At 62.2% G+C, this 14,991-nt stretch carries 13 protein-coding genes; 5 read left to right on the forward strand and 8 right to left on the reverse strand.

The genetic code is table 11. The annotated features are described in order from the left end of the window. Positions 1-83 precede the first annotated feature (83 nt). From acnA to EWR20_RS11880, 3 genes are all read right to left on the reverse strand, one after another. Entirely contained in the window at positions 84-2,888 is a 2,805-nt protein-coding gene (acnA, locus tag EWR20_RS11870) for an aconitate hydratase AcnA (protein WP_129360901.1), read from the reverse strand. A gap of 211 nt (positions 2,889-3,099) precedes the next feature. Beyond that, entirely contained in the window at positions 3,100-4,557 is a 1,458-nt protein-coding gene (locus tag EWR20_RS11875; protein ID WP_129360902.1) for a class I SAM-dependent RNA methyltransferase, read from the reverse strand. Further along, positions 4,554-6,512 (reverse strand): APC family permease, encoded by a 1,959-nt coding sequence (locus tag EWR20_RS11880; protein WP_129360903.1) that lies wholly within the window; start codon positions 6,510-6,512, stop codon positions 4,554-4,556. The genes EWR20_RS11875 and EWR20_RS11880 overlap by 4 nt, the downstream gene beginning before the upstream one ends. Positions 6,513-6,633: 121 nt before the next feature. Here EWR20_RS11880 and EWR20_RS11885 point away from each other — a divergent pair, with 121 nt between their 5' ends. After that, entirely contained in the window at positions 6,634-7,437 is an 804-nt protein-coding gene (locus EWR20_RS11885) for a potassium channel family protein (protein WP_129360904.1), read from the forward strand. Position 7,438: 1 nt separating this feature from the next. Continuing rightward, positions 7,439-8,182, forward strand: coding sequence for a potassium channel family protein (locus EWR20_RS11890; RefSeq protein WP_129360905.1), 744 nt, complete (start codon positions 7,439-7,441; stop codon positions 8,180-8,182). Between the two features lie 17 nt (positions 8,183-8,199). On the opposite strand, the gene EWR20_RS11895 is transcribed toward EWR20_RS11890, so the two are convergent. Genes EWR20_RS11895 through dut form a run of 4 tightly spaced genes read right to left on the reverse strand, consistent with a single transcriptional unit; the run spans position 8,200 to position 10,694 of the window. Next, a complete protein-coding gene (locus EWR20_RS11895) occupies positions 8,200-8,940 on the reverse strand; it encodes a DUF3159 domain-containing protein (RefSeq protein WP_129360906.1) in 741 nt (246 codons plus the stop codon). 23 nt (positions 8,941-8,963) lie between these two features. Next, positions 8,964-9,398, reverse strand: coding sequence for a hypothetical protein (locus EWR20_RS11900; RefSeq protein WP_129360907.1), 435 nt, complete (start codon positions 9,396-9,398; stop codon positions 8,964-8,966). After that, positions 9,391-10,236, reverse strand: coding sequence for a DUF3710 domain-containing protein (locus EWR20_RS11905; RefSeq protein ID WP_238147744.1), 846 nt, complete (start codon positions 10,234-10,236; stop codon positions 9,391-9,393). Before EWR20_RS11905 ends, EWR20_RS11900 begins: the two co-directional genes overlap by 8 nt. A gap of 11 nt (positions 10,237-10,247) precedes the next feature. Further along, positions 10,248-10,694, reverse strand: a complete 447-nt coding sequence (gene dut, locus EWR20_RS11910) for a dUTP diphosphatase (RefSeq protein WP_129360908.1) — start codon at positions 10,692-10,694, stop codon at positions 10,248-10,250. Positions 10,695-10,959: 265 nt separating this feature from the next. On the opposite strand from dut, the gene EWR20_RS11915 reads away from it, so the two are divergent. Then, positions 10,960-11,526 carry a DUF3093 domain-containing protein gene (locus tag EWR20_RS11915; RefSeq protein WP_129360909.1) on the forward strand — a complete coding sequence of 189 codons (567 nt, stop codon included), beginning with the start codon at positions 10,960-10,962 and terminating at the stop codon, positions 11,524-11,526. A 246-nt stretch (positions 11,527-11,772) separates the two neighbouring features. Here EWR20_RS11915 and EWR20_RS11920 read toward each other — a convergent pair whose 3' ends face one another. Further along, positions 11,773-12,072 (reverse strand): DUF4193 domain-containing protein, encoded by a 300-nt coding sequence (locus EWR20_RS11920; protein WP_129360910.1) that lies wholly within the window; start codon positions 12,070-12,072, stop codon positions 11,773-11,775. A 308-nt stretch (positions 12,073-12,380) separates the two neighbouring features. On the opposite strand from EWR20_RS11920, the gene sepH reads away from it, so the two are divergent. Together sepH and EWR20_RS12715 are read left to right on the forward strand one after the other, a co-directional pair. Then, on the forward strand, positions 12,381-13,499 hold the full coding sequence (gene sepH, locus EWR20_RS11925) for a septation protein SepH (RefSeq protein ID WP_129360911.1): 1,119 nt from the start codon (positions 12,381-12,383) through the stop codon (positions 13,497-13,499). Positions 13,500-13,606: 107 nt separating this feature from the next. Continuing rightward, a complete protein-coding gene (locus tag EWR20_RS12715; protein WP_165001041.1) occupies positions 13,607-14,932 on the forward strand; it encodes a hypothetical protein in 1,326 nt (441 codons plus the stop codon). The last annotated feature ends 59 nt before the right edge of the window (positions 14,933-14,991 follow it).

Consider the following 14,991-nt stretch of genomic DNA (forward strand, 5'->3'; position numbering starts at 1 on the left):
GTGATTACCCCGGTTGAACATCGGCATTAAACGACGAAGGTGCGGGAGGCTCATGAGCCTCCCGCACCTTTTCGGTGAAGAACCTAGTTGTTCCGCACCAGGTTCCTCAAGACGTACTGCAGGATACCGCCGTTACGGAAGTACTCCCGCTCGCCTGGGGTGTCGATTCGGACGTCGGCGTCGAATTCGGTCGTCTTGCCGTCTTCCGATGTTGCCGTCACGTGGACCGTCTTGGGCGTCTTGCCCTCGTTGATCTCGGTGACTCCGGTGATGGTGAACGACTCGGTGCCGTCCAGGCCAAGCGACGAGTGCGACTCGCCCTCCGGGAATTGGAGCGGAAGAACGCCCATACCGATCAGGTTCGAACGGTGAATGCGCTCGAAGGATTCGGCGATGACCGCTTTGACACCCAACAAACGGGTGCCTTTTGCCGCCCAGTCACGGGAGGAACCGGTGCCGTACTCCTTGCCGCCCAAAACCACGAGCGGAGTTCCTTCGGACGCGTAGTTCTGCGCCGCATCGTAAACAGTGCTTTGTTCGCCGCCCTTGGTGAAGTCGCGGGTGAAGCCGCCCTCGACGCCGTCGAGAAGCTCGTTTTTGATGCGGATGTTCGCAAACGTTCCGCGGATCATGACCTCGTGATTACCGCGGCGCGAACCGTACGAGTTGAAATCCTTACGCTCGACGCCGTGCTCGATGAGGTACTTTCCTGCGGGCGTGTCCGATTTGAAGGAACCGGCCGGAGAGATGTGGTCGGTCGTGACCGAGTCCCCCAGCTTGAGGAGGACGCGAGCATTCTCGATGTCCTCCACAAGGTCCGGCTCCATGGTCATGCCGTCGAAATACGGTGGCTTGCGCACGTAAGTCGAGTTCTGGTCCCACTCGAAGGTGTCACCGGTCGGGGTGTCCAGGTTCTTCCAACGATCGTCACCGTCGAAGATGGTGCCGTATTCGGTGTTGTACTGATCGGTTGAGACCGAGGCGTCAATGATCTGCTGTACCTCGGTCGGATCCGGCCAGATGTCCTTGAGGTAGACATCATTGCCGTCTTCGTCCTGGCCCAGCGGATCGTTCTCGAAGTCGAAGTCCATCGACCCGGCCAACGAGTAGGCGATGACCAGCGGCGGGGAAGCCAAGTAGTTCATCTTGACGTCCGGGTTGATGCGACCCTCGAAGTTGCGGTTGCCGGAAAGGACCGACGTAACCGACAAATCATTGTCGCTGACTGCCTTGGACACTTCGTCCTCGAGCGGGCCCGAGTTGCCGATGCACGTGGTGCAACCGTAACCGACGATGTAGAAACCGACGCTCTCGAGCTCCGACATCAGGCCGGCTTTCTCGTAGTAGTCGGTGACGACCTTGGAGCCCGGAGCAATTGAGGTCTTGACCCACGGCTTCGCCTTGAGACCCTTGGCTGCGGCGTTGCGTGCCAGCACGCCTGCGGCCATCATGACGGAGGGGTTGGAGGTGTTGGTGCACGAAGTGATGGATGCAATGGCAACCGCACCATGATCCAACTCGAATTCGCGGCCGTCCGGCATGTCCACCTCGACAGGGTGGGAGTGACGTCCATGAGCCGATGAAGCGGCAGAGACACGGCGCGGACGCTGTTCCTCGGTCACCTCAGGCGAATCGTCCACGGCGGGAGCGTCAGAAGCCGGGAAAGACTCTTCGCCCGACTCGGGCTCCTTCTGGTCGACGTAGTTGTCGAGGTCAGTGCGGAACTGGTTCTTGGCGTTGGTCAGTGCAATGCGGTCCTGCGGACGCTTCGGACCGGCGATCGAGGGAACCACGGTGGAGAGGTCCAGCTCGATGTACTCGGAGTACGCCGCCTCGTCGCTCGGGTCGTGCCACAGGCCCTGTTCCTTGGTGTACTTCTCAACCAGGGCGACCTGGTCCTCGCTGCGGCCGGTCAGACGCAGGTACTCGAGGGTCACGTCATCGATCGGGAAGATCGCGGCGGTCGATCCGAACTCGGGGCTCATGTTGCCGATGGTCGCACGGTTGGCCAGCGGAACCTCCGTCACGCCCTCGCCGTAGAACTCGACGAACTTGCCTACGACGCCCTGCTCGCGGAGCATCTGGGTGATCGTCAGTACGACGTCGGTCGCGGTCGAACCCGCGGGGATCTTGCCCGTCAGCTTGAAGCCGACGACCTTGGGGATCAACATCGACACGGGCTGGCCGAGCATCGCGGCCTCGGCCTCAATGCCGCCCACGCCCCAGCCGAGAACGCCGAGGCCATTGACCATGGTCGTGTGTGAATCGGTTCCGACAAGAGTGTCCGGGTAGGCGCGCAGGACCCCGTCGACCTCGCGCGACATCACGGTGCGCGCCAGGTATTCGATGTTCACCTGGTGCACGATGCCCATTCCCGGAGGAACGACCTTGAAGTCCTCGAATGCGGTCTGCCCCCACCGAAGGAACTGGTAACGTTCGCCGTTGCGCTGGTACTCGATGTCCATATTGCGTTCGATGGCGTCCTTGTTGCCGAACGAATCGATCTGCACGGAGTGGTCGATCACGAGCTCGGCAGGAGCCAGCGGGTTGATCTTGGTGGGATCTCCGCCGAGGGACTTCACGGCCTCGCGCATGGTCGCGAGGTCCACGACGCAGGGAACGCCGGTGAAGTCCTGCATGATCACGCGAGCCGGAGTGAACTGGATCTCGGTGTCGGGTTCGGCTTTGGGATCCCAGCTAGCCAGGGCCTTGATGTGCTCATCGGTGATGTTCGCACCGTCTTCGGTGCGCAGCAGGTTCTCGAGCAGAACCTTGAGGCTGAAAGGCAGCTTCTCTGCACCTTCGACCTTGCTGAGTCGGAAAATTTCGTATTCGGTTCCGTTGACGTCCAACGCGCCCTTGGAACCGAAGCTGTCCACAGTGCTCATTGCTTGGGACTCCTCTCGCCACTGTCATTTCCAGGCGTAGTTCCGCGTCCCTAGGTGAGTCCTAGCGGTTGCGCGCTCAGCATGAGCGCAATTGTTAGGTGTGATGCAAACCTTTAGAGACACAGTGACACTAAGCCTTCTCTTCAGCAGTCTACCTTCTGTGCCCAACGGTGTTCTCATGTGACGACACCTTTAGCCCGTGATGAAAGGTCTAGTTGCGGTGGGGTTCGAAGACCGCGATCGTCTCCACGTGATGCGTATCCGGGTACATGTCCAGCCCCTGAACGCCGGTCAGCTGCCAGCCGGAAGCACGCAGATAGCCCGTGTCCCGTCCCAAGGCCGCCGGGTCGCACGCGACGTACACAATCCGTCGGGGCCCGATCTCCGCGAGCGCTTCCATAACGCGCCGCCCTGCACCCTGTCGGGGCGGATCAAGCACAATGACGTCCGGTCGCCCCTGCGGTATCCGCCCGCCGCGCGAATCTCGGCGAGACCGCCCCGTGCCCCCGGAATCCCACTTTCTCAGCGCTTGTTCCACGCCGGCTTTCGTGGCCACCACATTCGCTTCGCGTGCGCAAGGTGTCCGTGAAGCTCCCTCTGGTCCGAAGTTGAATTCGGAATCCGCGGCGGTCACGGGCGATCCTTCGACGCTCCACACGGTCCCGCCTTCACCGACTCTGTCGGCGAGGGCCGCGGTCAGCAGACCGGCTCCCCCGTAGAGGTCCCACGCTATCTCGCCGGTTCGCAGATCGCTGGCTTCCTCGACGATTCGAGCCAGTCGTTGCGGAGCGTTCTTGTGGTTCTGCCAGAACCCGCCAGCGCTGACTCGGAAGGCAGCGACCGTTCCGTCCGGGAACGATACTTCTTCGTAGACTTCGGGTTCTCCCCGGACCAGTTCGGAATCCGGTTTTTCGCCTCGCTGACGGCCTGATACGGACGCGGGCACGATGACTGCCGAGGCCTCAATGCCTGCGGGAAGGCACGTCGCCAACTCGACGTCGATGTCGTCGACGATGTCCTCGGGTACGGCTCCCTCCTCGGCGGTGAAGAGGATGAGGGGCGGAAGACCTGTTGCCGGAGCGGCGACGTCGACCCTCTGGATATTGCGCCATTCGCCTTCCCACAGGTGCAGGTTGTTGATTTCAGGAACGGCGAACGGGAGCTCACTGACTGGAATGATCTTCGAACCGTGGTACGGGTGCATTCCCAAACGGCCGTTCTCGTCCACGGCCCAGTGCACGCGTGTTCGCCAACCTCCGCTCGTCCCGGAGCCCAGAGGCTCGACCACGAGTTCCCGGAGCAAGGGAGAATCCTGATCCACGCCGCCCAAACGGGTCAGTTGCTCGGAAATGACGTGCGATTTGAGCCGCAATTGCGCCTCCGGGCGGATGTGCCCGTAGTCCGCACCCCCGACGGGGAGCTCGTGCGCGAGCGCATCGGCCAACGGCCATGGATGGTTTCTGCGGTCCGACGAGGGTTCGTGCACCTCGAGGACGTGAGCATGGGCGAATCGATTGCCCTTGCCCATCGAGTCCACTCGGACCCGCAGTCTTTCACCCGGCACGGCATCGCGGACGAAGATCACTTGTCCCTCGTACCGACCGACGCTCGCACCACCGTGCGCAATCGCGTGGGTCGTAACTTCGAATTCGTCTCCAGGTTGGATCACGGCAGATTCTCCTCGTCTTCGTGTCCGAGGCGCCACGGAACCATTGCCGTGACCACCCCGGGTTCTTTCCGTAGCGCCGCCGCGATCTTGCTTCCCGAACGGTGATGCAAAAGCTTGTCCCACCAGTGCTCCAAAACGTACTCCGGGACGTAGACGATCACGACGTCGCGCGGTGAGGCTTTGCGCACTTCTCGCACATGTTCGATCACTGGGGTCACGGGGTCACGGAAGGGCGATGCCAGGATGGTCAGGGGCACAGGTACCTCGTAACGATCCCATAATTCCCGGATTTTCCGGGTACCGGCCTCGTCGACATTGAGCACGAGTCCTTCAATCGTCGAGGGGCGGGTCGCTCGTGCGTAGGCCAGCGCCCTGAGCGCGGGCTTTCGGAGGCGAGGCACGACGACCATGGCGTGTACCCGCGACGGAAGGGCCTTGAGAGGGTTCTTCTGCTTCACGGCAAGCTCCTGGTCGATTTTCCGGTAGTGCTTTTTGATGGCAAGAGTCGCCAATGTAACCAGGCCGACCACCAGAACGGTGACCCACGCGCCCTGAGCCAGCTTGGTGACCAGGACCACGGCCGTAGCCAGAACGGTTGCCACCAAGCCTATCGTGGTGACGACCTGATCCCGGATGAGTCGCCGTCGTGGCTGAGTCTCCAGCACCACCCGGATGTCGTTGCGACGTTTGAGGAAAACGGCGGCCTGCGTCAAAGACATTGAGAAAAGCACGCCCACCACATAGAGCTGGATGAGGTCGTTGACGTCCGCTCGGAAGGCCAAGGTTACGACCAGTGCGGCCACACCCAGCACGATCTCCCCGTTGGCGTACAACGAACGGTTGCTTCGTGCCTTGAAGTGGACGGGCAAATACCCTTGTTCGGCCATGGTCGACGCCAGGATCGGGAAACCGGCGTACGCGGCCGCCGGAGCCAGGAGGAGGAACAGCACGGTGCTGACCAGAAATACGTCGAAGAACAGGTTGTCTCCGGTTACGGCTTGTGCCACCTGCGCCAGAATCGGGATCTGGTGAAAGTCCGCCGGCATGGCGCGACCGGCCACCACGAGTTGCGTCGATTCGAGTGTCACCACTGCGCCGCTGGTCCGTGCCAGGTAGAGGATCCCCACCAAAGCGACGGCCGTCGACAGCCCCATTGTCACGAGACTCCGCGCCGCGTTGCGAGCCTTGGGAGCACGGAAGAATCGAGCCGAATTGCTGACCGACTCAACGCCCGTCAACGTCACTGCGCCGGATGAGAAGGATCGGGCAACCAGGAGCAGCAAGCCGAACCCGGTCAAGGAATTGGATTCCGCTGTCTCAGGGCGGACGTAGAAATCTGCGCTGGGCGCCCGACCGAGGACCCCGAACCAGGACTCCACGATGCCGACGGACAGGACCAGCCCCAGACACAGGATGAACAACAATGCAGGCAGAAGAGCGATTCGCCCCATGAAATGCAATCCGCGGATGTACAGGAAGGTCAGAAGGACCACCAAGACGGCAGCGACCCACATTCGATGCCCCGCAAGGGCAGGTATCAAGGTTGTCAGGTACGAAGAGGCTGATGAGACCGAGACGGCCACGGTCAGCACGAAGTCGAACAACAGGCTGGCTCCGGCCGCCGCGCCGGTTCTGGGCCCCAGACGATCGCTGACGACGTGATAATCACCACCCGAGACGGCGACGTCGCGGATGTTGTAGCGGTACGTGCCGATCACCAGGAGCAGGACGACCGCAACGCCCAATCCGATCCAGGGTGACATGACCACGCCTGCCGAACCGGCAAGGGCCAGGACCATGATGATCTCGTCCGGGGCGTAAGCAATCGCCGAGAACCCGTCCGCGCCGAATACCGGCAGCGCCGCGCGTTTAGGCAAGGCCAGACTACGGATTTGCTCCGTCTCTTTGGGCGCCCCGAAGAGGGCCCGCCGCGCGCTCGTAGGAAGTGATTGCACAATGCCATAGGCTACCCCACACCCCCGTGGGGGTCGCGGTGCATTACCCTGGAGATCAGACCCGCTGGATCGACGATCGAGCGCTTTCACAGTCCCGGCAAACGTCAGGAGCCATTGCACCGTGCCTCACTTCGTGATTATGGGCGCCGGGCGAGTCGGAGTCATGCTCGCCCATTCCCTTGAGGCCGCGGGCCACACCGTGGCCATCATTGATCAGGATGAACGCGCTTTCAGGCGTCTTCGCAAGGATTTTGACGGCAAAAAAGTCAAGGGCGTCGGTTTCGACCGCGAAACCCTCAAACGCGCAGATATCGACGGCGCCTATGCGTTTGCTGCGGTGTCCAATGGCGACAATTCGAACATTCTGGCCTCGCGTGTAGCCCGCGAAACTTTCAAGGTCTCGCACGTCGTCGCCCGCATCAATGATCCCAACCGCGCGGAATTCTTCCAAAGACTCGGCATTCCTACGGTCGCCGCGGTTCGGTGGAGCACCGACCAAGTACTGCGCCGAATTCTGCCCGAGCAATCGATGACCGGTGACTACCGTGAAGCCTCAGGTCGTTTGGTCCTGGCCGAATTGCAGCTGCACGAGGACTGGACGGGGCATCCTCTGAGCGACATCGAGGAGGCGGCTGACGTACGCATCGCATTCATCACCAGGTTCGGCGAGGGAATGTTGCCCGGCTCGGACACGAGTTTTCAGCAGGGCGACGTCGTCCACGCGATGATTCGCACCCAAGAGATGAATACGGTCGCCAGAACCCTTTCTTCGCCACCGGCAGAGCTCGAGGACGAACCTTTCGAACCGCGGCTCAGCCAGCGGGCGTGGGGCAAACCAGCATCGACCGTCGAGCGGACCGATACGGGCGAAAGCCAGCGGGACGCCGGAGAATCAGGGCTTCAACGCGGCGAAGGAGAGGAATAACGTGCAGGTATTGATCGTGGGCGCGGGCTCCGTGGGCTCGTCCATCGCATTCGAGCTACTCGGCCACGGACACCACGTCACGATTCTCGACGAAAAGCCTGAAGCCATCGGCCGGTCGGATCTGCGCGGGGCAACGTGGCTGATCGGCGACGCTTGTGAGCTGTCCATTCTGCGTCAGGCCGATCCCCAAAACGCCGATGTCATCGTTGCGGCGACAGGCGACGACAAAACCAATTTGGTCGTATCTCTCTTGGCCAGGTCCGAATTCGGCGTCCCGCGGACCGTGGGCCGCGTTAACAACCCCAAGAACGAATGGTTATTCGATGATGCGTGGGGTGTGGACGTCGCGGTCTCCACTCCGCGTCTCATGACGGCATTGGTCGAGGAGGCTGTCGAAGTCGGCGACGTCGTCCGGCTGCTCAATCTGCAAACCGGCGGAGCGACGCTGATCGAATACACGGTTCCGACGGACCACGCATTCGTCGGGTGGACCGTCGAGTCCGTCGAGTGGCCCGCAGAAACCACTCTTGTTGCAATCCTGCGCGATGGGATCCCCGTGACGCCGACCGGAGACGACGTACTCGAGGGAGAGGACGAACTGTTCCTCATCACCACGCCGCAGGGAGAGCAAGACCTGCGTTCCTTGTTCAATGCTCAGACCGAGAGCGAAACGGATGAGCAAGATGACGACGTCGTCTCGGAGGAGCCGGGCCTGGACGAAACGGCCCACGGCCAAGAGCTCTAGGTCTTGGCCGATGCGTCTTAGGAGGTTGCCTCGCTCTGAGACCTGGTTTCCGCGGGGCGAGTCATCATCCACGCGAGCCACAGGCAGAACGCGTACAGCGGTATTCCCATGATCAAGCGACTGATGCCCAAGGCCGTCACGTTGTCGGCGAAGAAAAAGGGCAACTGGACCGCCAAACGAACCACGAACATCACGACCAGGATTCCCGTGGCCGTTTGATAGGCCCGAAGCCTGCCGGGCTGGCGCCGCCAGTTCATATCCTCCCCACGGAGCATCCCGAAGACAACGCCGAGCAAGGGCCAGCGGACCGCCATCGAGATGGCCAGACCCACCGCGTAGGCCCCGTTCGTCCAGAAGCCGACGAGGTAGTAGTCGATCGGTTTCCCGCCGGCGTGTGCGAAGAAGGCGCAGATGAGAACGCCGACCGCACCGGAAAAGGCTTGAATCTTCTGCCCACCGGTGATGAATCGGATGATCGAGATGACCACGGCCAGACCGATCGCGATCACGAGCGACGTGGACAGAGAAGACGTGATGATGAAACACGTCAGGTAGGCCAATGACGGCAAGACGGCTTCGACGAGGCCTCTCACTCCCCCGATCGCGTGCATGACGTCGATCTGCCCACTCTCGTCCCGCCGAAATGCGCCTGATTTTCCGTAGGCGGCGGCCATCTGCTGACCGAAGGACGGCGTGCCGTCGGCTTGGTCTCGGTTTTCCGGTCGACGCCCTGGACCGTTTGCGTCCCGTTGCTCCATCGTGTTGATGCTCTCCAGTCGGTCTAAAGCTCTTGATGCCGCGATACGATCTCGTACCGCGGATTGTAAATGACCGGGACGCCGCCGAGGAACGCAAGCATGCCCGAGCACCGCAGTCGCGTCCCCGCGCCGATCCCGGGGACGGTCCTCTGTCCGTGCCAGATCAGTCGTACGTGCGTTCCCGGACCGAGCGGCGCATCGGCATCCTCGAAATGCGGCATGTCCATTGCAATCGCCGAAGTGGGCGCGGCAAAGGAGCCTTTGGGAAGCCTGTGGCGAGCATCCGACGAAACGGTGCGATAGCTCGCGGTGATATCAACTTCGGCTTCGTACTGCGGAAGCGCGTCGACGGGTTGGATGTGTACCTCGTTGACCCTCCCCTCGACAAGCACGCGGATGCGCCGCATTCTCTGGTCCGAATGATCCATCGAACCGTGAACCGGCAAGGGTTTAGCCAATCTGCGTGATCTCCGGTCCTCGCTCCGGCACATCGCTGCTCAGGGTGCGCTTTTCGTCTTCGTTGGGGTCCCTGCGCACGGCGTTGTCGGGTATCTTCAGTGGCAACAAGTCGCGCGGAGCCATCGGATCCTGGCCCCGGACCACCACGAGAGCGCGGAAAATACGTTCCATCTCGCGTGCGGCACTCCTCTTGACGGCAGCGTCACCCGAGAACACCCCGCGAAGGAACCAGCGGGGGCCGTCTACACCCACGAACCGCGCAACGCGGTACCCGCGGTCACCATTGGGCATGGAAGCGGGCAATTTGGCGATCACCTGACGGCCCAAGGCCCCGTCCAGGATGTCGACGACGCCGTTCTGCTCACGCACTGAAGCCGCGAGTTCGGTGCGGATCTCGGACCACAGTCCACGACTCTTGGGCGCAGCGAACGGCTGCACCTGCAGAATCGCTCCGTTCTTTTGGAACGTCACCGAGACCACGGATTGGTTCCTCTGATCGACGTCAATGCGCATGTCCACGGTTTCGTCCGGCTTGATCCGGAGGCCGCCCAGATCGATATAGGAGTCATCGGTTTCGATTTCGGTGACGTCGAACGGGCCCGTGACGGAGCGGTCCGGCTCGTGGGCGATTGCTTCCTCGGCCGCAGTAGCGGCCTGCTCGGCCTCATCGATGTCTTCGTCGTCCTCGGCGTTGATCAGATCACGATCGGGCCGGCTCTCGTCCTCGGTCTTCACCGGGCGGTCTTTCGCGGGTTTTTTCTCCGCGGTATCGGTCTCTTGCGGGGTCGCTTCTTCTTCGGCCTCGCTGGCCTTCTTCTTGTTGCCGAATCCCAGCACGATAGTCCTTTCTAGTCAGTTCCGGTCGAGCCGAATCCTGCCGCGCCTCGTTCCGAGAGCGGCAGTTCCTCAACCACGTCAAAAGTCGCATGCTCGTATTTCTGGATCACGAGCTGCGCGATGCGGTCGCCTCGGTGGACCTCATATGGCACATTCTGGTCCGTATTGAGCAAAGTGACCATGAGCTCGCCGCGATATCCCGAATCGACGGTGCCCGGCGCGTTGACGATCGTAATGCCGAATTTCGCAGCCAGGCCCGAACGCGGATGCACCAGGCCCACATATCCATCCGGCAGAGCGATGGCCACCCCGGTAGGCACCAGGGCCCTTTCTCCCGGGGCCAGCACGACGTCCTGTCGGGAGCGGAGATCGGCACCAGCGTCGCCGTTTTGCGCGTATGCGGGGGCCGGAAGTTCCGGGTCCAACAGAGTGATCTTGACGTCGACGGTCGGTTGCATGAAACGTTTTCCTGGATCGGTGGCTGGTCTGAAATGAACGGTGGGTTCAGCGGTTGGTCCGCCTGGAACTCGCTCGTCCTTAGACACTGTAACGGTTCGGCATGGTTACCACCTGGGTCTGTGGCCAAGATCCGCTTTTCCGTGGGATTCCGCGACCCCGGGTCGGGCTCATGGCGCCCTGCCTTTCCGTCTCTGCCTCCCAGAAGAATCTTTTGGGTCGCGTGCGAGTTCCGGCTTGCCTCTGGCGACGCGTATTCTTGACGTTATGTCTGACTCCGTCTCCCCGAACGCCGACGACGCCGGGTTCGGCTCTTCCTCGGCCGTCGAATTCCACGAAAAGCTCTATCCTTCCCCAGGGGTGTGGGTCTGTGTCGTGGTCTTCGGCTTTGCTTGCTTTGCCGTGGGCGCGCCGATCAATATTCCGATCGCCATTTTGGTGGCGATCGTTCTCGCCGCGACCCTGGGTCTTATCCTGTACGCTTCATCGCCAGTCCTCGAGGTGACCGCGGATTCCCTGCAGGTCGGTCGCGCGCATATTGAACGCGAATATGTGGGAGAGGTCGAGATTTTCCGCGGGGAGAACGCCCGCATTGCCTGCGGACCTGCCGCTGACGGCCGGGCCTATATGAATTTCCGACCGTGGGTGTCCCCCGTGGCTCGTATTCACTTGGTCGACCCGGCCGATCCCACGCCGTATTGGCTCACCAATTCGCGCCGCCCGGAAGAGCTGGCCCTGACTTTGGGCACGGACCCCGAAATGCAGGAGAACCGCACCCCTTCGGTCAATCAGGTGGTCGTCGAGCCCGAGGACGAGGACTCGACCCAAGGATGAGGCCGAGGGGCCTCACGCCGGTCGGGAACGCGTCCCGGGAAGCGTCGCTTTTTCGGACATGCTCCTTGTCGGTGTGTTGCCCCGTCGCCCCACCGCATATTGGTCGACGGACCGGCTCGTCCGCGGAACCGAGTCCACAATGGTTCTTGGCGGCGGAGCGTCCCGTGAGAGCGCAAAAAAGGGAGGAACTCGAGGTTCCTCCCTTTTGCCGCCATAGGCCGCCTACGTTGCGTAGCTGCCGTCGTCTCAGGCCTCGCACTCCACGCAGTAGAACAATCCGTCTTCTTCGCGAGCAATCTGGGAACGGTGACGAACCAAGAAACACGAAGCACAGGTGAATTCATCCTGCTGCGCAGGAAGCACGACCACGGATAGTTCCTCATGGGACAGGTCTGCTCCGGGGAGCTCAAAACTTTCGGCCGCTGCGTTCTCGTCCTCATCGACCACGTTGGACTGCTGGTCGCTGCGGTGCGACTTCAGCTCCTCGATGGAATCGGAGCTGCTTTCTTCGTCTTGCTTGCGCGGGGCGTCGTAATCGGTAGCCATGTGTGTGTCACGCTTTCGTCGGTATTTCTCGGTAGGCCCACGTAGCCTGCCGATCATCGTGTGGTTCTGCTACCAGCTTGTGCACCCGTTGACCTCGTTATGAAGTATGCGTCGAACTCAATGCCTGCCGGTATCGCGATGATTGTTCACTATTGAGCCCGGTTGTGTCCAGCCGATTTTACTGTCAGCGGATTTGACGAGGTGCAGGGTGTCCCGACGTCGGGTCCCGAAGCGGTATTCTTTGTGGAGAAACGGGCGCGAAAGCACTGGTCGCGAACGCGTCGGAGCGGAATCAATAAGGAGAACTGATGGATCGGCTGACCTTCGTGGGAGTCCAAGACGACGGCGAACACCTCGTTCTCGAGTCTGCGGACGGCGAGCAGCGATACCAAGTTCGCATCGACAATAGCCTGCGCAATGCCGTGGTGAAGGCCCGGCGAGCCCAGGCTCCGCGCGGCCTGAGCGGGCGCGGGGACTACGGTCCACGTGATATCCAGACGCGGTTCCGCCAAGGAGCGACTGTTGACGAAATCGTCGCCGAGTCCGGGTGGAAGCCCGAGCGAGTACGTCGCTACGAATGGCCGATCCTGGCCGAACGCGCGCACATCGTGACCGCCGCACGCAACGTCGTCGTGAGGTCCCTCGACCCCCGCTCTCGAGGACGCAAAACGCTCAACGACCAGGTCGTGGCGGTGCGTGAGGACTGGAATTTCGCAGAGGGCGATGCCCAGTGGAACTCGTGGCAACGCGAAGACGGGCAATGGAACGTCACAGTCTCGGTCAACTATTCTCAGCCGGCCCTCGCTCAGATTCCGTCCGGGGCCGATTTCCCGGCTCGGTTCGTGTACAACCCCGCGAACCAGACCGTGGTCGCCGGCAACGCCGTCGCTGAGTTCTTGTTCGGACAGCCGCATGAAGACGCCGAGGAGCTCGTTTCCCCAGAAAACGAAGACCCGGCGCAGGCCGACTCGCCCGGTGGGCCCACCGAAGAAGCAGCCTCCCCGTCCGATCCGGCAGATGAGGGAACGGGACCCGAGGCCGTTTCTTCCGCGGACCAGGATGCGTCAAGCGCATCGGGAGAGCCGGCGCCCGAGGAAGCCGGATACGAAGAGTCGGCACCGGCGCGGAAGCATTTGCGGGCGGTCGCAGACGATGAGCCGAATGCCACCGAATCGCTCCTGGACGAGCTCGAGGCACGTCGGGGAACCGCGGCCGGAAGCGATCCGGACAGCGACCAACACATCACGGGCCTGACCGAGAAACTTCCCGAACCAGATACCGACGCAGACGACGACAATGCTTCCTCGACCGCAAAGCGCGACGCCGCGACCGACAGCGATCCACGGGGCAATCGCTCACGCGGCGGTCGCCCGTCGGTACCGAGTTGGGACGACATCGTCTTCGGCCAACATCGTCCCAAAGACTAAGTGTGACGAAACCGGCGCACGACTCGCCACGGGGAGGCAGTAACGGTATTTTTAGGTGTTACAGGTAGTCAACGACCTGAGACCGCACGCTATGCACAAAGGTTTTCATGGGGAAAAAGCGTCGTAAGACACGTCCTGGGAGCGGCACTCATTCTGCGCTCCCCCACAACGATCAGGAGCCGAAGGATTCGTCCACAGAGGACGCAGCCGCCTCGGCCCCTGGTTCCGACGCGTCGAGCCGAAACGGGAGCCCAGAAGCAGAGCCCGCAGGCCCCCGGACGGGGAAGGCACAATCCCCCTCGAACAGTTCCGCTGACGGAACGGAATCCTCAGTCCAGAGCACAGATGACCCTGACACGGACGAGACCCAGGACCTCGCTCCGGGATACGAGTACGTCGGACAGCAACCGAACGTTTATTCGCCCGAAACGGAACCGCTCCAGAGCCTGAATGACGAGCTCTTTGCCGATGCAAAGATTCCCCAAACCAAACGCGAGCGTCGCGAACAGGAACGGCGCCGGGCAGCCGCGGCCGCCGAACTACGACGCAGAGAACGTCAAGCTGCTGAATCGACACGTCAAACGGAGGAGAAGTCCGGTCACGACGTCGCCGCCCCGGGGGGAACCGCAGGAGCCCCTGACGTTGCAGGTACTGCAAGCGCTCATCCGTCGACGGCGCCCACCGGCCCAGTGCTCTCGACTGGCGGCGCGGGTTCCACCCGGTGGATTCAGCACGAGAACTCCGCCCCTTCGAAGAATTCCGGCCCGGCCGCGGCCGCGACAGCTCCAGGCTCCGGCCCTGCTTCTGAAGCGGATTCCGACCAGTCGCATTCGTCCGGCAAAAAACCGCTTTTGTGGGCTGGAGCGGCGGTTCTCGCGGTTGCCGTGATCGGTGCAGGCGCCACGGCGGCATTCATCAACCACGACGACGACTCATCAAAGGTCACGGGCAATTCCTCCTCCACGTCCTCGAGCTCTCCCAGTTCCTCGAGTTCCTCGTCAAAGCCTGCTTGGTCGAGCCCTGCACCTCCGCCCACGCCAACGGTCATCGAGCAACAGCCCGAGCCGACCGACCCTTATGGCGAGGTGACGCAGGCGCCTGCGCCGGTGGTACCGACCGAGGCTCCTCCGGCTCAGGAGCCCACGGCCCCCGCACCCACCTCTGCCGAGCCAACGCAACCTGCCCCGACGACGCCGGAAAAGACCGAGGAGCCGACCCAGGCGCCAACTCAGGAGCCGACCCAGGCGCCGACTCAGGAGCCGACTCAGGAACCCAGCCGGGGAACTCCCGAGCAACCGACACAACAGACGCCACCGGCTCCGTCATCGGCCCCCGCGCAAACGGGGAGCACGGCTGCCGATGAGCGAGCTGGGAACGCCGGGCAACCTGAGCAAGAGGGCAGTCCAGGAGCCTCCGGGTCCGCTGGCCGTTGAGTCCGGTCCCATATGGTCCCGAGACATCGTGGGCTCGAGGAACGGGTTTGTCCTCGCGA

Origin of the sequence: Rothia uropygioeca (assembly GCF_004136585.1) — a bacterium.
Classification (GTDB): domain Bacteria; phylum Actinomycetota; class Actinomycetes; order Actinomycetales; family Micrococcaceae; genus Rothia.

What these genes read in the sequence shown, in the direction of transcription:
- acnA (WP_129360901.1), bottom strand. Translation starts at nt 2,888, where the DNA reads ATGAGCACTGTGGACAGCTTCGGTTCCAAGGGCGCGTTGGACGTCAAC.
- EWR20_RS11915 (WP_129360909.1), top strand. Translation starts at nt 10,960, where the DNA reads ATGTCTGACTCCGTCTCCCCGAACGCCGACGACGCCGGGTTCGGCTCT.
- EWR20_RS12715 (WP_165001041.1), top strand. Translation starts at nt 13,607, where the DNA reads ATGGGGAAAAAGCGTCGTAAGACACGTCCTGGGAGCGGCACTCATTCT.
- EWR20_RS11895 (WP_129360906.1), bottom strand. Translation starts at nt 8,940, where the DNA reads ATGGAGCAACGGGACGCAAACGGTCCAGGGCGTCGACCGGAAAACCGA.
- dut (WP_129360908.1), bottom strand. Translation starts at nt 10,694, where the DNA reads ATGCAACCGACCGTCGACGTCAAGATCACTCTGTTGGACCCGGAACTT.
- EWR20_RS11920 (WP_129360910.1), bottom strand. Translation starts at nt 12,072, where the DNA reads ATGGCTACCGATTACGACGCCCCGCGCAAGCAAGACGAAGAAAGCAGC.
- sepH (WP_129360911.1), top strand. Translation starts at nt 12,381, where the DNA reads ATGGATCGGCTGACCTTCGTGGGAGTCCAAGACGACGGCGAACACCTC.